General features: G+C 43.6%; 18 protein-coding genes. 10 read left to right on the top strand and 8 right to left on the bottom strand.

The window, feature by feature from the left end:
* The first annotated feature begins 10 nt into the window (after positions 1 to 10).
* The 3 genes from lspA to ispH all read left to right on the top strand — a co-directional run bounded on the left by lspA (position 11) and on the right by ispH (position 2,103).
* A complete protein-coding gene (gene lspA / locus JCM16456_RS12570) occupies positions 11 to 517 on the top strand; it encodes a signal peptidase II (protein ID WP_068714847.1) in 507 nt (168 codons plus the stop codon).
* A 155-nt stretch (positions 518 to 672) separates the two neighbouring features.
* Positions 673 to 1,104: an FKBP-type peptidyl-prolyl cis-trans isomerase gene (fkpB, locus tag JCM16456_RS12565; RefSeq protein ID WP_068714845.1), complete on the top strand. Its 432-nt coding sequence runs from the start codon at positions 673 to 675 to the stop codon at positions 1,102 to 1,104.
* 33 nt (positions 1,105 to 1,137) lie between these two features.
* Positions 1,138 to 2,103, top strand: a complete 966-nt coding sequence (gene ispH, locus JCM16456_RS12560) for a 4-hydroxy-3-methylbut-2-enyl diphosphate reductase (RefSeq protein WP_068714843.1) — start codon at positions 1,138 to 1,140, stop codon at positions 2,101 to 2,103.
* Between the two features lie 98 nt (positions 2,104 to 2,201).
* Here the strand turns inward: ispH and JCM16456_RS12555 are convergent, their stop codons facing one another.
* Positions 2,202 to 3,674: a carbon starvation CstA family protein gene (locus tag JCM16456_RS12555; RefSeq protein ID WP_068714841.1), complete on the bottom strand. Its 1,473-nt coding sequence runs from the start codon at positions 3,672 to 3,674 to the stop codon at positions 2,202 to 2,204.
* A 220-nt stretch (positions 3,675 to 3,894) separates the two neighbouring features.
* Here JCM16456_RS12555 and JCM16456_RS12550 point away from each other — a divergent pair, with 220 nt between their 5' ends.
* Positions 3,895 to 4,233, top strand: coding sequence for a DUF2799 domain-containing protein (locus JCM16456_RS12550; protein ID WP_068714839.1), 339 nt, complete (start codon positions 3,895 to 3,897; stop codon positions 4,231 to 4,233).
* A gap of 27 nt (positions 4,234 to 4,260) precedes the next feature.
* Positions 4,261 to 6,069, top strand: a complete 1,809-nt coding sequence (locus JCM16456_RS12545; RefSeq protein ID WP_068714837.1) for a cation:proton antiporter — start codon at positions 4,261 to 4,263, stop codon at positions 6,067 to 6,069.
* Positions 6,070 to 6,089: 20 nt separating this feature from the next.
* Here the strand turns inward: JCM16456_RS12545 and murQ are convergent, their stop codons facing one another.
* Positions 6,090 to 7,004 carry an N-acetylmuramic acid 6-phosphate etherase gene (murQ, locus tag JCM16456_RS12540; protein ID WP_068714836.1) on the bottom strand — a complete coding sequence of 305 codons (915 nt, stop codon included), beginning with the start codon at positions 7,002 to 7,004 and terminating at the stop codon, positions 6,090 to 6,092.
* A gap of 18 nt (positions 7,005 to 7,022) precedes the next feature.
* Complete coding sequence (locus tag JCM16456_RS12535) at positions 7,023 to 8,132, bottom strand: anhydro-N-acetylmuramic acid kinase (RefSeq protein ID WP_068714834.1); 1,110 nt, start codon at positions 8,130 to 8,132, stop codon at positions 7,023 to 7,025.
* Between the two features lie 138 nt (positions 8,133 to 8,270).
* Between JCM16456_RS12535 and nagZ the strand changes: the two genes are divergently transcribed.
* Entirely contained in the window at positions 8,271 to 9,263 is a 993-nt protein-coding gene (nagZ, locus tag JCM16456_RS12530) for a beta-N-acetylhexosaminidase (protein WP_068714832.1), read from the top strand.
* 23 nt (positions 9,264 to 9,286) lie between these two features.
* Here the strand turns inward: nagZ and btsR are convergent, their stop codons facing one another.
* A complete protein-coding gene (gene btsR, locus JCM16456_RS12525) occupies positions 9,287 to 10,015 on the bottom strand; it encodes a two-component system response regulator BtsR (protein ID WP_068714830.1) in 729 nt (242 codons plus the stop codon).
* 1 nt (position 10,016) lies between these two features.
* A complete protein-coding gene (locus JCM16456_RS12520; RefSeq protein ID WP_068714828.1) occupies positions 10,017 to 11,705 on the bottom strand; it encodes a sensor histidine kinase in 1,689 nt (562 codons plus the stop codon).
* Between the two features lie 242 nt (positions 11,706 to 11,947).
* On the opposite strand from JCM16456_RS12520, the gene JCM16456_RS12515 reads away from it, so the two are divergent.
* A complete protein-coding gene (locus tag JCM16456_RS12515; protein ID WP_068714826.1) occupies positions 11,948 to 13,024 on the top strand; it encodes a 3-deoxy-7-phosphoheptulonate synthase in 1,077 nt (358 codons plus the stop codon).
* A gap of 10 nt (positions 13,025 to 13,034) precedes the next feature.
* Positions 13,035 to 14,162 carry a bifunctional chorismate mutase/prephenate dehydrogenase gene (gene tyrA, locus JCM16456_RS12510; protein WP_068714824.1) on the top strand — a complete coding sequence of 376 codons (1,128 nt, stop codon included), beginning with the start codon at positions 13,035 to 13,037 and terminating at the stop codon, positions 14,160 to 14,162.
* 93 nt (positions 14,163 to 14,255) lie between these two features.
* Here the strand turns inward: tyrA and JCM16456_RS12505 are convergent, their stop codons facing one another.
* The 3 genes from JCM16456_RS12505 to ettA all read right to left on the bottom strand — a co-directional run bounded on the left by JCM16456_RS12505 (position 14,256) and on the right by ettA (position 16,697).
* Positions 14,256 to 14,624 (bottom strand): PilZ domain-containing protein, encoded by a 369-nt coding sequence (locus JCM16456_RS12505; protein WP_068714822.1) that lies wholly within the window; start codon positions 14,622 to 14,624, stop codon positions 14,256 to 14,258.
* 113 nt (positions 14,625 to 14,737) lie between these two features.
* Positions 14,738 to 14,863, bottom strand: a complete 126-nt coding sequence (locus tag JCM16456_RS24345) for a hypothetical protein (RefSeq protein WP_269450804.1) — start codon at positions 14,861 to 14,863, stop codon at positions 14,738 to 14,740.
* Positions 14,864 to 15,029: 166 nt separating this feature from the next.
* Positions 15,030 to 16,697 carry an energy-dependent translational throttle protein EttA gene (gene ettA, locus JCM16456_RS12500; RefSeq protein ID WP_068714820.1) on the bottom strand — a complete coding sequence of 556 codons (1,668 nt, stop codon included), beginning with the start codon at positions 16,695 to 16,697 and terminating at the stop codon, positions 15,030 to 15,032.
* Between the two features lie 275 nt (positions 16,698 to 16,972).
* On the opposite strand from ettA, the gene JCM16456_RS12495 reads away from it, so the two are divergent.
* Both JCM16456_RS12495 and trpR read left to right on the top strand, forming a co-directional pair.
* Positions 16,973 to 18,919: a transglycosylase SLT domain-containing protein gene (locus JCM16456_RS12495; protein WP_068714818.1), complete on the top strand. Its 1,947-nt coding sequence runs from the start codon at positions 16,973 to 16,975 to the stop codon at positions 18,917 to 18,919.
* A gap of 54 nt (positions 18,920 to 18,973) precedes the next feature.
* Positions 18,974 to 19,270, top strand: a complete 297-nt coding sequence (gene trpR / locus JCM16456_RS12490) for a trp operon repressor (RefSeq protein WP_068714816.1) — start codon at positions 18,974 to 18,976, stop codon at positions 19,268 to 19,270.
* Positions 19,271 to 19,292: the final 22 nt, after the last annotated feature.

Below are 19,292 nucleotides of genomic sequence, written 5' to 3'. Positions count from 1 at the left end.
GACGGTATTCATGACAAAACAAGCTATAACGTTAAAACAATCGGGAGTGCGCTGGCTAGGGCTAGCGCTGCTGGTTTTCATTGCAGATATTGCGATTAAACTTTTAGTGATGAACACGATCGGATTTGGATGGGAGAATCGCATTGAGATTTTACCGTTCTTCAATTTGGTCTACGTGCATAACTATGGTGCAGCATTTAGTTTTCTCAGTGATCAGGCCGGTTGGCAACGATGGCTGTTTACGGCGATTGCGTTTGCTGTGGTTGCGTTCCTCGTGGTTTCTATGCGCCGTTCAAGCGCGAGTGACAAATGGGGAAACATTGCTTATGCGTTGATTATTGGTGGGGCTGTGGGAAATGTGTTTGATCGCGTTGTTCACGGTTTTGTAGTGGATTATCTTGATGTATTTTGGGGTAATTACCACTGGCCCGCTTTTAATCTAGCCGATAGTGCTATCTGTATTGGTGCGGTAATGATCTTAATCGATGGCTTTCGTGCCAAAAATACAGAAGCCTAATTTAGCCATTGGCTTGCAAAAATCAGAATAACCCTAAGCGCTGTCCGTTGATTCGGGGAGCGCTTTTTGTTAGAAGAAGAACGGAAATTCCTTTTTCTTTAGCGTCATAATATTCACAACAGCGGAAATCTACCGCCCAACGCAAGGATAGGCATGTGACAGCAATAACAGAACACTCGGTCGTTACTCTACATTTCACGATTAAATTGAAAGATGGTTCAATCGCAGATAGTACCTACAACTTGGGTAAACCTGCACAATTTGTTATCGGCGACGGTAATATCAGTGAGAATTTTGAACAGCATCTTATCGGCCTGACCACAGGCGATAAACGTGCTATTGAATTGGCAGCAAAAGATGCATTTGGTCTGCCGAACCCAGACAATATTCAATATATGGACCGCGCAAAGTTTGTTGGTGACGCTGAAGTCGAAGTGGGAACCATTATGGCGTTTAGTGCGCCTGATGGTGCTGAAGTCCCTGGCATTATTACCGCGATTGCCGGTGATTCTGTCACAGTAGACTTTAATCATCCTCTGGCAGGACAAGATGTTATTTTCGAAGTGGAAATTTTGTCTGTCGAGTAACTTACCGTAGAATACCGGTCATAAATACATTTCATGAGCAAAAAAATGAAAATACTGTTAGCAAACCCGCGAGGTTTTTGTGCTGGCGTCGATCGTGCAATCAGCATTGTTGAGCGAGCATTAGAGCTTTACCAACCACCTATTTATGTTCGTCATGAAGTCGTACACAACCGTTTTGTGGTTGAAGGACTAAAACAACGTGGTGCCATTTTTGTAGAAGAGCTAGCGGAAGTTCCAGATAACAATATTGTGATCTTTTCTGCTCATGGAGTGTCTCAAGCTGTTCGTCAAGAAGCTGCTAAGCGTTCTCTGACCGTATTTGATGCGACTTGCCCCTTGGTGACTAAGGTCCATATGGAGGTTGCTCGCGCAAGTCGTAAACATATGGAAGTCGTGTTGATTGGTCATGCGGGCCACCCTGAAGTGGAAGGTACCATGGGGCAATATACCAGCAGCGAAGGCGGTATGTACTTGGTGGAAAACCCGACAGATGTTGATGAGCTTAAAGCAAAAGTCAAAAGCGGTGATAATCTGCATTATGTGAGTCAAACAACGCTTTCGGTTGATGAAACAGCCGATGTAATTGATCGCTTGCGTGAAGTGTTCCCTACGATACAAGGACCACGTAAAGACGATATCTGTTATGCAACGCAGAACCGGCAAGATGCAGTGCGTACCTTATCTTCACAGGTGGATGTGATGATTGTGGTTGGGTCGAAAAACTCATCTAATTCAACTCGCTTGAAAGAACTGGCTGAGAAATTGGGTACGCCAGGGTATTTGACTGACAGTGCCGAGGACATTAAACCTGAATGGTTTATTGATGCTAAGCTAGTTGGGGTGACCGCGGGAGCATCGGCTCCAGAAGAGTTGGTCAATCAAATTCTTGATCGTATTAAAGAGCTGGGTGCTGAAGATAATATTGAAGAAGTGCTAGGCCGCGAAGAGAATATGTTTTTTGAAGTGCCTAAAGAATTGCAAATCAAGCAAGTTGATTAGTTTTGACTGCTTACTTTCCTCTTTGATTATAAATATACCCAAATGAAAAAAGGCTCCTCGGAGCCTTTTTTATTGTTGGGCGTTCTTACGGTTATCAATTAAGCCGTTGGCAGGTCTGAATCGTGTGCTGAGTCGATTTCGCCTTTGCTTTTTGATTTCACCATCACAATAACCATAGCAACGAGTGCAAGTCCACTACCGATTAAGGTTGAGATTTGCATTGGCATACCAAAGCCTAGAGTGCTGTTGTTTAAGATGAAAGTGATACACACTGCGGTCATAAACACGGCTGGAATTGTACTGATCCAATGTAGTTTGTTGTGGCGGATAAGATAAGCCGATGCCGTCCACAACATCATGACTGCCGTGGTTTGGTTTGCAAAACCGAAATAACGCCAAATGATGCCGAAGTCTACTTGAGTTAAAGCGCCACCGATGATGAACAGAGGTACCGCCATCAGTAGTCGGTTACGCAGAGACTTCTGTTCCATGTTGAAGTATTCAGCCAAGATTAATCGGCTTGAACGAAACGCAGTGTCGCCAGACGTGATAGGTAGGATAACCACCCCAAGGAATGCAAGCACACCGCCAAAAACACCGAGTAGACCAAATGACGCAGAATATACAACATTGCCAGGACCACCATGGTTAACAGCATCTGTCAGAGCTTCTAAAGAGCCAAAGAAAGACAAGGCAACCGCACACCAGATGAGAGCAATAATACCTTCACCAATCATTGCACCATAGAAGACAAAGCGACCATTCTTTTCATTTTCCATACAGCGCGCCATTAATGGCGATTGAGTGGCGTGGAAGCCTGAAATCGCACCACAAGCAATGGTGATAAACAGTGCTGGCCAAAGCGGCATGTCGTTTGGATTAAGGTTATTGAACATATCACTGACTTTAAAGTCGCCCAAAATTTGGTGCTCGCTAGAAAACGCCATTGCAGTGATAAGACCAACTGACATGAAGATTAATAGGGCACCAAACAGTGGATAGAAGCGACCGATGATTTTATCCACCGGAACGATGGTAGCCAGAATGTAGTAAGCAAAGATGATGACAACCATAAACGTCATGCTGACATGTAGGCTAGTTTGTTCGTTAATCAGGTTGGTGATCATTCCTGCTGGTGCAGAAACGAAAACTACGCCAACTAATAGCAGGAGTACAATGGCAAAAATGTTCATAAAGTGTTTTGCGCCATTGCCTAGATATTTGCCTGTGATGGCTGGGACTGAGGCTCCGTTGTTGCGAATAGAAAGCATACCTGAGAAGTAATCGTGTACGGCACCAGCAAAAATACAGCCAATGACAATCCACAACATCGCGGCAGGACCATACAGTGCGCCCATGATAGGACCAAAAATAGGACCAACACCAGCGATGTTCAATAGTTGAACGAGATAAACCTTAGGCGTTGACATAGGAACAAAGTCCACTCCGTCAGCCATGGTGTGGGCGGGTGTTTTACGGTGTTCGTTAATGCCGAAAACTTTTTCTACGAAGGTACCGTAGATAAAATAGCCAGCAAGTAGAGCTGCGACGCAGGTAAGAAACCACAACATAGGGTAGGATCCTTTAAGATTAATAATTGTGTTGATTTTAGAAGTGTAAATAACGAGAAGCACGTAGTTTTAGCATGAGTGGTCAAATAGCTATTTAAGTGGTTTTTAAACACTGTGAGCGGTTTTTACAGTTTCTTAACGGTTTACGCGGTACACTTAGGCGCTACAATGCTTATGTGCATAATGATGAGCGGTTTTATCAATCGTATTAAGGACTTCAATGAAAAACGTATTTTGCTTATTAGTATTATTTTTGGCGGGTTGTGCTACTAATGATTCGAGCGTGTCCAACCAAAGTGATGCATACAGCATGGGGTATCAGGATGGTATTCGTGGTCGTGAGGAGCGTTCTTACCAACAGCTCACCAGCTTAGGTGCGAGTGGTCAATCTGACTATGATCTGGGTTATTCCCAAGGCGTTGCAGTGTACTGCAATCCTAACGCTGCTTATCAAATTGGCTTGAGTGGGCAAATGTACGAAGGTGTGTGTGATCATATGAAAAATGGTCAAAAATTTAGAATGGAATGGCAACGTGGTTGGCGCGACTATAATCAATAAGTTAACTAGATTTTATAAGGATTCATGATGCACGGAGAAGGTATCGCACTATCAGTTGCAGGAATTGGCGTTGTTGGCTTAGCGTGTCAATGGTTGGCATGGCGATTACGATTGCCAGCTATCTTGTTTTTATTGATTGCTGGAATCATTGTTGGCCCAGTTGCAGGCATTTTAAATCCGCAAGCATTACTCGGTGATTTATTATTTCCTTTGATTTCACTTGCTGTTGCGGTGATTTTGTTTGAAGGGAGTTTAACCCTCAATTTTAAAGAGATTCGAGGCGTTAGCCACACGGTCTGGCAGATCGTTACGGTGGGAGCGCTTATTTCATGGATATTAACCAGTGCTGCGACACATTATTTGATTGGTCTTGATTGGACCATCGCATTCTTGTTCGGCAGTTTAACTGTGGTTACCGGACCTACGGTTATCGTTCCATTATTGCGCACTGTTCGCCCAAACAGTCGTCTATCTAATATTTTACGTTGGGAAGGTATTCTTATTGACCCGCTAGGCGCGCTGTTTGTGGTTATGGTGTACGAGTTTTTAGTCTCAAGTAGCGAAGCGCATAGTTTAACGGTATTGGCCATTATTTTGGTTGTCGGGTTGATTATTGGCGGGGTCTCTGGAGCGTTTGTTGCTGCGGTGCTAAGGCGTCGTTTATTACCCGAATATTTGCAACCTTTTGCTGTGTTAAGCATTGTTCTTGGTGTTTTCTCCGTCTCTAACTATTTGGAATCGGAGTCCGGTCTGTTAACGGTGACCGTGATGGGGATGTGGCTTGCTAATGCAAAAGACGTCAATATTCGCCATATTTTGCACTTTAAAGAGCACCTTACAGTATTATTGATTACTGGTCTCTTTATCCTTTTAGCAGCACGTATTGACCCAGAAGATTTCTTGATCTTTAACTGGGGGGCATTAGGTCTGTTTGTATTTATGCAGTTGGTTTCTCGGCCTGTCGCTATTTTTCTTACCACGCTAAAAAGCAAATTAACATTTAAAGATAAGGTATTTCTCTCTTGGGTCGCTCCGCGAGGGATTGTTGCAGCGTCTATTTCATCTCTTTTCGCGATAAAATTAGTTGAGCTTGGCGTGCCTGGGGCCAAAATGCTTGTGCCTTTGACCTTTATGGTCATCATAGGGACTGTTGTTTTACAAAGTGCTTCAGCTCGTCCATTGGCATTAAAACTCAAGGTTGCAGAACCCGCACCGAAGGGCTTTCTTATTATTGGTGCTAATGATGTCGCGCGTACCTTGGCTCAAGCGATCAGTAAATACGATTGCCGCGTAATCGTGACCGATTCAAACTGGGATTACATTCGCCAAGCACGCATGATGGGGTTGGAGCACTATTATGGTAATCCGATATCTAGCCATGCAGATAACTACCTCAATTTGATCGGTATTGGACATGTTGTGGCGGTCACGTCAGATAAGCACTTTAATGCCATGGCTTGTATGCAACTTATGCAGGATTTCGGTGAGCAACGTGTTTTTTGTCTGCACGATAAAGTGAAGGCGGATCCGAATGATAAACACAATGTTGCTCAGGAATATCATGGTTTGCCGTTCTTAGGTGGGGATGTCAGCTATAAAAAATTGGCCAGTTTGATAAACCAAGGTGCAGAAATCAAACACACCAAACTGAGTGAAGAGTTTACTTATGCTCAATACCTTCAAGAGCATAAAGATCGTTTCTTACTGCCTCTATTTTTGGTGAATGTAAAAGGTCGTATCAAAATGTGCTACGACCTTGCGGCTTTTGAGCCACAAACGGGCGATACTGTTGTGGCGTTGATGACTAGCAAAAAATCATCAACGCAATCTGAGTAGCGGTTTAACCAAACTTGATATTAAGGCTCAATGGCTCTACGCAGAAAACCGTCAGAGTCATTGAGCTTTTCTTTAGCTTGGGCGTAGCTCATCCCAGTAAAATGCATCAAAATTGCCGCTTTGGCATTATTTTCACTTTGGGTAAGTAATGCTTCCGCTTGGGTGCGGTCGCAATCTGTAGCTTGCATGACTATACGTATCGCGCGAGCGACCAGCTTTTTGTTGGTGGCTTTTACATCTACCATTAAGTTCTCATAGCTCTTGCCAAGGCGAATCATACTCGCGGTCGTAAGCATGTTGAGGATCAGCTTTTGCGCGGTGCCTGATTTTAGGCGAGTCGACCCTGTTAATGCCTCAGGTCCTACTACTGGAGAAATGGCAATGGTCGCGATTTCGGCAATCGGTGAGTCTGGATTACAGGAGATTGCAATCGTGGTTGCCCCAATTTTATTGGCATAATCAATAGCTCCAATTACATAGGGCGTGCGTCCACTAGCTGCAATGCCAACCAATACATCGTTTGTAGCGAACTCTATATTCGTGAGCTCTTGCTCTCCTAAGGTTAATGAGTCTTCTGCCCCTTCCTGAGCTTTAAACATGGCATCTTTTCCGCCAGCGATTAGACCAATTACCATGCTGTCACTTACGCTGAATGTCGGTGGGCATTCTACGGCATCTAGCACCCCCAAACGCCCACTGGTTCCTGCACCTAGGTAAATCAAACGCCCACCCTGCTTGAACGCATGTGTAATAGCTTCAACGCCTTTAGCGACGTCTGGAAGGACTTTCTCTACGGCGAGAGGTACTAGTTTGTCTTGCTGATTTAAGCGAGTCACGATATCTAGCGAACTCAGCAAGTCGATATCCATCGTGTCAGGATTTCGGGTTTCTGATACTAAATGGGACAGCGCGGTTAGCAGGGCATCGTTTGTCATACATATCCTTGATTGATATTAATCTGGGTAATAAATTACGCCCAAAGAGGCTGGGCGACAAGCACCAGTCACCGCTGGTAAATTACTGGGGAGACCATGAATGCGACGGTAAGCCAACCATGCAAAGGCCATGGCTTCCATATCATCACTATCAAAACCTTGCTCTGAGGTGGTTGAAACTGCCCAGTGAGGAAGTAAATCACTAAGCCGTTCCATTAATAATGGGTTTTGAGCCCCACCACCACATACATAGAGTGCAGGAGAGTGGCCTTGCCTGAAAGGAGTAATTTGGTCGCAGATTGTTTGTGCAGTGAGTTCACAAAGGGTGCGTTGCACATCAGTAGCATTGATGCTTTCAATTACGCTATGTTGACGGAGCCAATCTAAATGAAAATACTCACGCCCTGTGCTCTTCGGCGCGGGCAAGGTGAAATAGGAATCGGCAAGTAATTCCTCTAATAATTCAGAATGAATGATGCCTTGCTTAGCCCAGTGAGCATCTTGGTCGTAAAATTGTCCTTGGTGCTGATAACACCAAGCGTCCATTAACATGTTTCCCGGGCCAGTATCATAGCCAACTACTGTACCATCAGGATTTAATACCGAGATATTGGCAATGCCACCGATATTGAGTATGACCACGCTGGAGTCTTTTAGACCAAAGATAGCTTGATGAAAAGCGGGGACCAGTGGTGCGCCTTGTCCTCCTAGTGCCATATCTTTACGACGAAAATCTGCGATAGTGGTGATATTGGTTTGGGCGGCGATAAGATTGGCATCGCCCAGCTGGATGGTAAAGCGCTCAGCGCCACTAGGCTGGTGATACACGGTTTGTCCATGACACCCAATTGCGGTGATATCATCAGCAACATGGCCTGAATGTGTGAGTAACGCTTGGACGGCTTGAGCGTATAATTTTCCCAGTTGATGATCGATTGAACCCACTTGTGCAATGGTGACAGGTTGACTTAAATTCATCGCTAACACTTGTTCGCGCAGTGGCTTTGGTATTGGAAAATTGTGCGTTGCCAAACGTTCTATTTTTTCTTTATCTATCGAAACTAATACGGTATCGACACCATCTAAACTGGTACCGGACATAATTCCAATATAAAGTTCATTTTGCATATGTTCTGTCATCCCTTTGTGATATCACCACAAAAGCATTGTAATTGAAAATTAAACTGAATAATCTCCCGCTGAGTGACAAATTTTCTAGGTTGACTAAACCGATGCTAAACTTTTTCTACCAACCAAGGAGACGACATGGGTCCGTTATGGTTAGACGTTGCAAGTTATGAGTTAGACGCAGAAGAGCGTGAAATATTGGCTCATCCAACGGTAGGAGGAGTGATTCTTTTTGCCCGCAACTATCATGATAATGAGCAACTTATTGCTTTAAATAGAAGTATTCGTCAGGCGGCGAAACGTCCTATCTTGATCGGTGTGGATCAGGAAGGTGGAAGAGTACAACGTTTCAAAGATGGTTTTTCTTTGCTTCCGCCGGCACAAGCCTACCAGCAGCTCAAACAGGGAAGCACGCTAGCTGAACAATGTGGTTGGCTTATGGCTGCAGAATTGATTGCCCACGATGTGGATTTGAGTTTTGCGCCCGTTCTCGATAAAGGTTACGAGTGTAAAGCTATTGGCAACCGTGCATTTGGTGATAGTGTAAATGCCATCATTGAACACAGTTCTGCATTTATGCGCGGAATGAAAAGTGTTGGCATGGCAACCACTGGTAAGCATTTTCCTGGGCATGGTGGTGTGATAGCCGATTCTCATCTTGAGACGCCTTATGATAATCGTGATGATATTAGCCAAGATCTAGAAATCTTCCGTCATCAAATTAATCAAGGGATTCTGGATGCGATGATGCCTGCCCATGTGATTTATCCTAGTTATGATGCCTCTCCAGCCAGTGGTTCTCACTATTGGTTGAAGCAGGTATTACGTCAAGAACTTGGATTTAACGGGATCATTTTTTCTGATGACTTGAGTATGGAAGGCGCTGCCATCATGGGCGGGCCAGCCGAGCGTTCTCAGCAGGCATTAGAAGGGGGCTGTGATATGATCCTCATGTGTAATCAGCGCGATGCCGCTATAGAGGTGCTGGACAATTTGCCATTAATTGCAGTACCAAAAGCTTTGGCACTGCAAAAGAAAAAATCAATACGTTACAGTGATTTAATGAGTAGCTCCGAATGGAAAACTGCCCATGCAAATGCGCTTCGCATTCGGGATGAGTTTGCTTCTTAAAGTGAATGCTATTTGCTAGCCAGTTAGAAGAACCCTAAACGCTCTTTGAGATCTTTTAAGTAGCGGCGGCTGACAGGAATATGGTGGCCACTAATAGTGGTAATTTCGGCCAGCCCGTTATCAATTAGTTTGATTTCTCTAATCGCTTTGAGATGGACTAAGTATTGGCGATGACAGCGCAGTAGTGGTGTCTTTTCCTCGAGTATCTTTAGGGTGAGTTGCGTTGTCATTTTATGTTCTGCTGTTTGAATTTGCACTCCACAGACCTCACTACAGGCAAACTCAACGTTATCAGTTGGAATCAGCATAATGCGGTTATGCCCGACACAAGGTACTTGCTCAAGTTGATTTGGAGAGATGGCTTGATAAGAGACTTTCTCTTGTTGTGTTCTTTTTAGCCGTTGCAGGGTCTTTTGTAGTCTCGCTGTGTCTATTGGCTTGAGTAAGTAATCGAAGGCGTTGTCTTCAAACGCTTGTATCGCATATTGGTCATAGGCGGTGACAAAAACAACGTGTGGCATATTGTTGTCGGGGTCAAGCATACCAATCAGTTCGATACCCGTGATTAGCGGCATTTGAATGTCCAAGAAAATGACGTCAGGTTTTAGCTGGTGGATTTTCTTTAAGCCATCAATCGCATTGTTGGCCTCGTCTATTACTTGAATACAATCGCTTTCATGCAGTAGATCGATCAACTCTTCGCGAGCAAACTTCTCATCATCAATCACCAGTGCGGTCAATTTCTGGTTCATATTATTTGCTTCCTAATGAGGGGATGATAAAGCTCATTTTTGTATAACACCCTAATTTCACGTCCGTTTTTAATTCAGAGATGTGCCCAAACTTATTGGTCAAGCGTTTGTCGACAATGTCCATTCCAAGCCCGCAATGATCGTCTCTGTCTATTGGTTGCTTGGTTTTATAAGCGCCCGCATTATCTTCAACAGTTATTTTGTTGCCATAAGGGTGAGGCTCACTGTAAATACGGATACGGCCATTCTCAAGTAAGTTTGATATTCCGTGCTTAACCGCGTTTTCAACCAGAGGTTGCAGAGTGAAAGTGGGAATTTTGCGTTCAAGTAATGATGGTTCAATGTCAACGTCTACAGTAAGTCGATCTGAGAATCGTGCCTTTTCAATAGAAAGGTAGGCATTTACGTGAGCCAGTTCTTCTCTTAACGTCACCGATTCGACATTTTGTTTTAGATTACTGCGAAAAAATTGCGAGAGATTGAGAATCAGCTCTCTTGCGGTATCAGGATGTCGTCGAATAACTGCGCTGATGGTATTGAGCGCATTGAATAGAAAGTGAGGGTTGATTTGTGCTTGTAAGAGCTTTATCTCTGCACGTGACAATAACATCTGCTTTTGTTGATATTCGCCATACAGAATTTGGCTAGAAAGCAGTTGTGCAATCCCTTGTGCCATAGACATATTGATGGTGGAAAACAGCTTACGGCGTGGCTCATACATTTTGATTGCGCCAATCACGCGATCGCCTGCTCGAAGGGGAATGATGAGGGCAGAGCCAAGTTTACAATCCTGATTAATCGAGCATTGATAGGGATGTTCTTTCCCATCAAGGTAAATGATTCGATTGGAACGAATTGCATCCAAGGTGCTCATTGATGAGATCGGCCTACCGGGAATATGGTGGTCGTCACCAATACCAATGAAAGCGAGAATTTGTTCGGTGTCGGTGATTGCAACAGCCCCTACATTGGTTTGCTCATAAACGATGCGCGCTATTTTTTTCGCATTTTCTGGGGTAAAGCCTTCAGAAAGAATTCCAACCGAACGTTCTGCAACGTTTAATGCTCGGCGAGAGAAAGCGGCAGAATACTCTTCAAAAATCGTTTTACGGTCAACTAAGATGCTCATAAAGAGCGCCGCACCAAAGGAGTTGGTGATGATCATTGGCGCTGCTATTTTTTTTACCAGATGAAATGCTTCATCAAATGGATCTGCGATGGCTAATATCAGCGCCATTTGAATGATCTCTGCCACGAGCGTAATGGAAAAAACAATGATTGGGCTAAAAAGTTGTTTGGGTTTGCCGCGGTAAATTAAATACGAATGGAGCAATCCACCAATTAACCCTTCGACCGTTGTTGAAACGGCACAGGCAACATCGGTAAATCCCCCCATGAAATAGCGATGAATGCCACCGGTAAAGCCTACCGCTGTACCTAAAACTGGCCCACCAAATAATCCTGCCATTATGGCACCAATCGCACGAGTATTTACGATAGCGTCATCGATCTGTAGACCGAAGTACGTTCCAGTGATACAAAATAGGGAGAACAGGACATATAAGCATATTCTGTGGCCGGGACGATAAGAAATATTCAGTAACGGCAAAAAGATAGGAGTTTTGCTCAACATGTACGCTAATACTAGATAGACGCACATCTGCTGCATTAAAGAGAGTATTAACTCCATACGAGGTCAGGATTCCTAATCAACAAGAATGCCTATTTTAGTTAACTCAAGGAAGATAAACATCTCTCCCACCGAATTTTTTTCATTCTGTGAGAGATTTTAAACTGTATATAATTTTTTACATTATATGTTTTTCCATATTTACACTTGCAATGTTTCAAAAGACTGTTAATTTGTTGCCTATAGAGTTTGAGGAACTGATGTTTACTACGAAGTGTAAAGATATATATACAGGTGTCGAGATGAAGAAAAGTGATTTAAGCGATATTCATATCGTTGATGAAGAGATACTGATCACCCCAGATGTGCTCAAAGCAAAACTACCATTGAGCGATAAAGCGCGTCGTTTTATTCGTGAGTCACGCGAAACGATCGCTAACATTATTCATAAACGAGATCATCGCTTGCTGGTGGTATGTGGCCCTTGCTCTATTCATGATATCGAAGCTGCTAAAGATTATGCTCGTCGCCTGAAAGCACTTTCTGAAGAACTAAAAGATCAAATTTACCTTGTAATGCGGGTGTACTTTGAAAAACCACGCACAACGGTAGGTTGGAAAGGTTTGATCAATGATCCTCGTTTAGATGGAACGTTTGATATTGAGCAGGGCTTACACATTGGTCGTAAACTCCTAGTAGAGCTATCGGAGATGGAAATTCCACTAGCGACAGAAGCGCTCGACCCTATTAGTCCTCAATACCTTTCTGATACTTTTAGCTGGGCTGCGATTGGCGCTCGTACAACTGAATCACAAACGCATCGTGAAATGGCGAGTGGTTTGTCTGCGCCAATTGGTTTTAAAAATGGTACCGATGGTAGTTTGTCTACTGCGATAAATGCGATGAAAGCGGCTGCGTCTAGCCACCGCTTTATGGGGATTAGTCGCGAGGGACAGGTTGCTTTGTTAACAACTCGTGGTAATCACAATGGCCATGTCATTCTTCGTGGTGGTAAGCAAACAAATTACGATTCTGTTTCTGTCGCTGAATGTGAACAGGAAATGCAAAACGCTAATCTTGAAGCATCACTGATGGTTGATTGTAGCCATGCGAACTCTCGTAAGGACTACCGTCGTCAACCTTTGGTTGCGAATGATGTGATCAAACAAATTCGTCAGGGGAATACCTCTATCATTGGTCTTATGATAGAAAGTCATATTAACGAAGGAAGTCAATCGGCTGATCTACCACTGTCTGAAATGAAATACGGTGTTTCTATTACGGATGCATGTATCGGCTGGGATACTACCGAAACATTGCTGCGTAATGCCCATGATGAATTGATCCCGTTTTTGACAGAACGCTTGAAGAATAATTAAGGAATAAAACATGGCTGTAGAATTAAGTGCATTAAGAGATCAAATCGATGCTGTCGATCAACAAATGGTCGCGTTATTGGCGCGTCGTCTTGCTCTAGTTGAGCAAGTCGGTCATGTCAAAAGTCAGCACGGTTTGCCCATTTATGCACCTGATCGTGAAGCAGCCATGTTAGCCTCTCGTCGTGCTGAGGCCGAAAAGCAAGGTGTCCCTCCGCAACTCATTGAAGACATATTGCGTCGTACGATGCGTGAGTCTTATGCCAGTGAAAAGGATTCAGGCTTCAAATGCTTAAATCCAGATCTGCGTTCAGTGGTGTTGATCGGTGGTAATGGCCAACTCGGTTCTTTATTTGGCCGTATGTTCCGTTTATCTGGTTATCAAGTGAATGTGATTGGTAAAAACGACTGGGATAATGCTGATGAAGTGCTGAAAAACGCTGGTTTAGTCATTGTTACTGTGCCTATTCACCTGACCATGGATATCATTGAGAAACTGAATCAGTTACCTAATGATTGCATTCTTGCTGACTTTACTTCGATAAAATCGAAGCCGCTCGCGGCAATGATGAAAGCTCATCAAGGACCTGTTGTTGGTTTACATCCAATGTTTGGTCCGGATGTTCCAAGTTTGGCTAAGCAGGTGATTGTTTGCTGTAATGGCCGTGGAGAAGAATCTTACCAATGGCTGTTAGAGCAATTTGGTATCTGGGGGGCAAGTGTTTGTCAGATGCCAGCTGAAGATCATGATCATGGTATGACGATGATTCAAGCGCTGCGCCACTTTACTACGTTTGCTTATGGTGTACACCTCTCTAAGGTGAAACCGAACATCGAGCAGTTGTTGAAGTTGAGTTCTCCTATTTACCGATTAGAAATCGCTATGGTAGGTCGTTTGTTTGCTCAAGACCCTAACTTGTACGGCGATATCATTCTTTCTTCTCAAGAAAATATCGATATGATTGATCGTTTTTACCAGAGCTTTTCTGAGTCAGTAGAGTTGATTAAACGTAAAGACAAACAAGGTTTTATCGATAATTTTACTCAGGTGAGTGATTGGTTTGGGGATTACTCTCAGCAGTTTATGCAAGAGAGCCAAAACTTACTTAAACAAGCACATGATGCAATTCATCGCGGTTAAGGTCACTATTATTCTTATGCAAAAAACGCTGCTTACTAAGCAGCGTTTTTTTTTGAGTCATTGAGGGGGACGGTGGAAGTAAGGCTAATTTGTTTATTCAATATCGTGGTTATCCATAAGATGGTCTAAATCGCGGTGCAATATCTCATCGTTTCCCATATTCAACTCAACCAAGCGTTTGAGGTGACCTAAGCTTTCTAGATCGATATGGTCGACTTTTAATCTAAGTAAATTACTCTTTAAATCAACGATTTGGGCTGTGAGTTGGATGATTACATCTCCATCGTTAAGCGGTATATTTACATCGAGTGGTTTATCTGAGATTAAGTCTGATGGTGTTTCACAATAGACGAGAAGTCCATGTAGGGAAATATCTTTCACCATGGCATTAAAGCTCAAATCACTTTGTGACAAAGTGACGGGAGCTTGATAAATGACTCGTAAAAATCGGCGTCTTTCCATTGATATGTTCCCATAAACTAAGAAGTGCTTACGTATATACCCAAGTAACCTCAAGATGCGGTTTCAGCGAGAGTGTATTCGCTCATAGGCAAGGCACCGATTTGAATACCTAGTTATTCTACGTAGAAAACCGGTAACGCAGCATAGGAGCGAATACAACTTGCCCTTTGGGAGCTCATCAACAAGCCCATTTCTGCGCCCAATGACGTGTGAAAGGGAATGACCATTCCTGCCGTCATTGAGCTTGACCTGTGCTCGTTGATGAAGCTCTGAAGTCTGCATCTTGAGGTCATTTGGGTATAGTAAGCATAGCAGAGTGATATCAACGGTTAAGGGAGGCGATGAAAAATGAGGAGTAGGGCAAAAAAAAAGAGGCCTATAATAGGCCTCTAGAGTCATTTTGTATTACTTAGCAATACGTTTGTATTTAATTCGGTGTGGCTCTGCAGCTTGGGCTCCAAGAGTGGATTTTAACCAATCCATGTACTCGGTATAGTTACCTTCGTAGAAGTTTACTTGGCCTTCATCACGGTAATCGATGATGTGCGTTGCAATACGATCTAAGAACCAACGGTCGTGCGAGATAACCATGGCACAGCCTGGGAATTCCAGTAGTGCTTCCTCCAACGCACGGAGAGTTTCTACGTCAAGGTCGTTGGTTGGTTCATCGAGTAGCAACACGTTACCGCCTGCTTTTAATAGCTTCGCAAGGTGAACACGGTTACGTTCACCACCAGACAGCTCGCCAATCACTTTTTGCTGATCCACGCCTTTGAAGTTGAAGCGAGAGCAGTAAGCACGCGCAGGGATCTCAAAGTTGTTGATACGGATGATGTCGTTACCTTCAGAGATCTCTTGGAAGACAGTTTTCTTATCATCCATGCTGTCACGGAACTGATCAACAGACGCCAGTTTCACTGTATCACCCAGTTCAATTGTGCCTGAATCTGGTTGTTCTACGCCGCTAAGCATTTTGAATAGGGTTGATTTACCTGCACCGTTGGCACCAATGATACCCACGATAGCCCCTTTAGGAATGCTGAATGACAAATCATCGATAAGAACACGGCCATCGAATGATTTAGTTAGGTTCTTCACTTCAAGAACTTTATCACCTAGGCGTTCACCTGGTGGGATAAATAGTTCGTTGGTTTCGTTACGTTTTTGGTGGTCAGTGTTTTGCAGTTCTTCAAAACGAGCCATACGTGCTTTAGATTTTGCTTGGCGACCTTTCGGGTTTTGACGAACCCACTCCAGCTCTTTCTCGATGGTTTTTTGACGCGCTTTTTCTTGAGCTGCTTCGTGCTTCAAACGTGCATCTTTTTGTTCCAACCAAGAGCTGTAGTTACCTTCCCATGGAATACCTTCACCACGGTCAAGTTCTAGAATCCAGCCTGCTGCGTTATCTAGGAAGTAACGGTCGTGGGTAATGGCCACAACAGTTCCTGTGTAATCAACCAAGAAGCGTTCTAGCCATGCTACTGATTCAGCATCTAAGTGGTTGGTCGGTTCATCAAGAAGCAGCATGTCAGGGCGTTCTAGCAGCAGACGACAGATAGCCACACGGCGGCGTTCACCACCAGAAAGATGGGCGATTTTTTGGTTCCATTCTGGAAGACGCAGTGCGTCTGCCGCGCGCTCAAGAGCGTTTTCTAGGTTGTGACCATCTTTTGCTTGAATCAAGGCTTCTAGTTCACCTTGTTCTTTAGCCAGTGCGTCAAAATCTGCATCTTCTTCAGCGTACGCTGCGTAAACTTCGTCAAGGCGTTTTAGTGCACCTGCAACATCAGAAACCGCTTCTTCTACTACTTCACGAACGGTTTTGTTTTCATCTAATACAGGTTCTTGAGGTAAGTAACCCACGTTTAGACCTGGTTGAGGACGAGCTTCACCATCAATGTCTTGGTCAATGCCTGCCATGATGCGTAGTAGGGTAGATTTACCTGCACCATTAAGACCTAACACACCAATCTTCGCTCCTGGGAAGAAACTTAATGAAATGTCTTTAAGAATTTGACGTTTAGGGGGAACAATTTTGCTCACCCGAGACATGGTATATACGTATTCAGCCATTGCCGAGCGATCCTAATCTTTCTAACAAAGTAAAATCGTCATTCTATACTAAACATCTACGATTTGTTACCAGCGTAAAGTTTGAGGATGTCAAAATGTGGACGGGGCATCTGTTACTTCTCATAGATGTCATGTTCGTTGTATAGACTTACACGATAAAAGTAAGCAAGTTCGTATTCTTAACAACAAGTTTACAACCTAGTACTTTACTTTTTATTCCATAGTTTGCGTAATAAATAGTCAACCCCAATGAGTGAAATAAGGAAGTGAGTTTCATGACAAGATGTTGGCGGACCATTCAGTTTTGTGGAACGGCTATCTATGGTCTGGCATTAACTGCCGCATTAAGCAGTCCGGGCGCGATGGCAGAGTCTTTAGAGCAGCAAAGAGCTTTGTACGATCAGGCCCAAGAATTGCTCGATGAAAGTAACTTAAGTAAGTTTAACAAGGTTCGTCGTCAGCTAGATGAATATCCCTTAACGCCTTATTTAGATTATCGCTCACTACTTATCGATATTGGTAAGAAACCTCCGATTGTTGTTAGGGCTTTTATTGATAGCCATAAAGAATATCCTTTTGCTGCGCGTATAAGCGCACCTTATATTACTTCGTTGGCCAAGCAGCAGAAGTGGCAACGGTTAGTCGAATTTCAACGTCAAGAGCCAGTAGGTGAGGAGTATCAGTGTTGGTATTACTACGCGAAACTAAAAACCGGTGACCTGAAAAGTGCATTTGCTGGTGCAAAATCATTATGGCTTCAAGGGGCAAGTGTGTCCGATGCTTGTGATCCCCTTTTTAGAGAATGGGCTCGCCTGGGTGGCAAAACTGACACGTTAGTTTATGAACGAATGTTGTTGGCGTTTGAAGGTAGAAATGCTGGCTTAATGAGTTATTTGTATCAGCAACTCAAAGATGAACGGATGCGTCGCTGGGGAGCTAATATGTTGGAACTTTATCGACATCCTGAGCGAATTCCTTACATTGCAGTACGTTTCCCTAGTACGTTGGATTTGCCATCTCAAGTGATGCTGGCGATTGAAAAGCTTGCTCGAAGTCGCCCTGATAAAGCCAGAACGATATTGAATGAGACAAAACGTGCGATTGATTTAACGAATGAACAGGTCCAGTCTCTATCGCAATATATAGCGATGCAATTGCTTGATTCCACCGACCGAAAGCTTGTCTCATGGCGTGATAGTGTCATTGCAGCTAGCAAAGATTCACATCTTTTGAAAATGCGCATTCGTATGGCCTTAAGGCAAGTGGACTGGGCTGGGGTCAAAGCGTGGGTCAAATTATTACCAGAAGGTGAACGGAGAGAGTTGTCTTGGCAATATTGGTTAGGGCGCAGTGAATTAGCAACGGGAGATATTGAGGCTGGGTATAAACGCCTTCGTGAGATGGTTGGTCACCGTAATTTTTACAGCGTTGCTGCTGCAATTGAATTACGTCAGTCTATTCAATACCCAAGTCATGACCTGCAGTTTAATCCTCAGCTTATTCATCCTTATCAAAAAGCCCTAACACGAATTGAAGAGCTTATTGATCGCGATAAAATTGCCGCGGCAAAAAGTGAATGGAGTTGGCTACTCGATAGGGTCAATCAAGATGAAAAAGAGATGTTGGCTGTTTATGCCGCGAATAAACATTGGTACCACCTCACCGTTACTGCTTCTATTTCAGCGAGTCTTTGGAATAATTTTGAATTGAGGTTTCCATTAGCACATCAATGGTGGTTCAACTTCTATGGTAATAAAAATGGAATAGATCCAGTAACTTTAATGTCTCTTGCAAGGCAGGAAAGTGCTTGGGATGCGGAGGCTCAATCACCAGTGGGAGCTCGAGGTATTATGCAAATAATGCCATCCACTGCCAGGTATACAGCAAAGAAATATCAGCTTGAATACACCAATGTAAGTGAGCTTTATGATGTGAGTAAAAACATCGAAATTGGCAGTCGATATTTTAGTAGTTTGCTTAAGCGGTATGGCAAAAACCGTATTTTTGCTTTAGCTGCTTATAATGCGGGACCGTTACGAGTTGATAACTGGCGCAAAGAGACCAAGGGGAAACTTGGGCCATTAGCATTTATTGAGGCAATTCCTTTTAAAGAAACTCGTGGTTATGTGCAAAATATTTTGATGTTTGAGGTGTATTACCGCGATCTTATGGGGGCCCAAGGGCAGTTTTTAACTAAAGATGAAATGCGGGCAAAATATTGATTCTTTTGAGGGGTTATCTACAATAGTGCGATATATCGCATTATGAGTACAGTTATGACAGAGCAACCACAATATCAAGAGTGGCAGCAGGTGATGGATCTTATCACTCGAGCAGTTCAGGATGGTCAACACGAAATGTTACTGACCATGCTAATGACCGCTGATGAGAGAGAGGCACTTATCGCTCGCGTTAATATCTTTGGTGAATTGATGAAAGGGGATTTGTCGCAAAGACAGATAAGCCAAATGCTTGGTGTTGGTATTGCAACAATCACCAGAGGCTCTAATGAGCTGAAATCTCGAACCGATGCTGAGAAGCAAGAGTTATCAAATTTGATTCTAAAGTCATAGTAGAACGCTAGCCTAGGCTAGC

Source organism: Vibrio tritonius, assembly GCF_001547935.1.
GTDB lineage: Bacteria > Pseudomonadota > Gammaproteobacteria > Enterobacterales > Vibrionaceae > Vibrio > Vibrio tritonius.
The sequence above is the reverse complement of the archived record's forward strand: the minus strand, read 5'-3'. Positions and strand labels throughout refer to the sequence as shown.

What these genes read in the sequence shown, in the direction of transcription:
- lspA (WP_068714847.1), top strand. Translation starts at nt 11, where the DNA reads ATGACAAAACAAGCTATAACGTTAAAACAATCGGGAGTGCGCTGGCTA.
- ispH (WP_068714843.1), top strand. Translation starts at nt 1,138, where the DNA reads ATGAGCAAAAAAATGAAAATACTGTTAGCAAACCCGCGAGGTTTTTGT.
- JCM16456_RS12555 (WP_068714841.1), bottom strand. Translation starts at nt 3,674, where the DNA reads ATGTTGTGGTTTCTTACCTGCGTCGCAGCTCTACTTGCTGGCTATTTT.
- JCM16456_RS12550 (WP_068714839.1), top strand. Translation starts at nt 3,895, where the DNA reads ATGAAAAACGTATTTTGCTTATTAGTATTATTTTTGGCGGGTTGTGCT.
- JCM16456_RS12545 (WP_068714837.1), top strand. Translation starts at nt 4,261, where the DNA reads ATGCACGGAGAAGGTATCGCACTATCAGTTGCAGGAATTGGCGTTGTT.
- murQ (WP_068714836.1), bottom strand. Translation starts at nt 7,004, where the DNA reads ATGACAAACGATGCCCTGCTAACCGCGCTGTCCCATTTAGTATCAGAA.
- JCM16456_RS12535 (WP_068714834.1), bottom strand. Translation starts at nt 8,132, where the DNA reads ATGCAAAATGAACTTTATATTGGAATTATGTCCGGTACCAGTTTAGAT.
- nagZ (WP_068714832.1), top strand. Translation starts at nt 8,271, where the DNA reads ATGGGTCCGTTATGGTTAGACGTTGCAAGTTATGAGTTAGACGCAGAA.
- btsR (WP_068714830.1), bottom strand. Translation starts at nt 10,015, where the DNA reads ATGAACCAGAAATTGACCGCACTGGTGATTGATGATGAGAAGTTTGCT.
- JCM16456_RS12520 (WP_068714828.1), bottom strand. Translation starts at nt 11,705, where the DNA reads ATGGAGTTAATACTCTCTTTAATGCAGCAGATGTGCGTCTATCTAGTA.
- JCM16456_RS12515 (WP_068714826.1), top strand. Translation starts at nt 11,948, where the DNA reads ATGAAGAAAAGTGATTTAAGCGATATTCATATCGTTGATGAAGAGATA.
- tyrA (WP_068714824.1), top strand. Translation starts at nt 13,035, where the DNA reads ATGGCTGTAGAATTAAGTGCATTAAGAGATCAAATCGATGCTGTCGAT.
- JCM16456_RS12505 (WP_068714822.1), bottom strand. Translation starts at nt 14,624, where the DNA reads ATGGAAAGACGCCGATTTTTACGAGTCATTTATCAAGCTCCCGTCACT.
- JCM16456_RS24345 (WP_269450804.1), bottom strand. Translation starts at nt 14,863, where the DNA reads ATGACGGCAGGAATGGTCATTCCCTTTCACACGTCATTGGGCGCAGAA.
- ettA (WP_068714820.1), bottom strand. Translation starts at nt 16,697, where the DNA reads ATGGCTGAATACGTATATACCATGTCTCGGGTGAGCAAAATTGTTCCC.
- JCM16456_RS12495 (WP_068714818.1), top strand. Translation starts at nt 16,973, where the DNA reads ATGACAAGATGTTGGCGGACCATTCAGTTTTGTGGAACGGCTATCTAT.
- trpR (WP_068714816.1), top strand. Translation starts at nt 18,974, where the DNA reads ATGACAGAGCAACCACAATATCAAGAGTGGCAGCAGGTGATGGATCTT.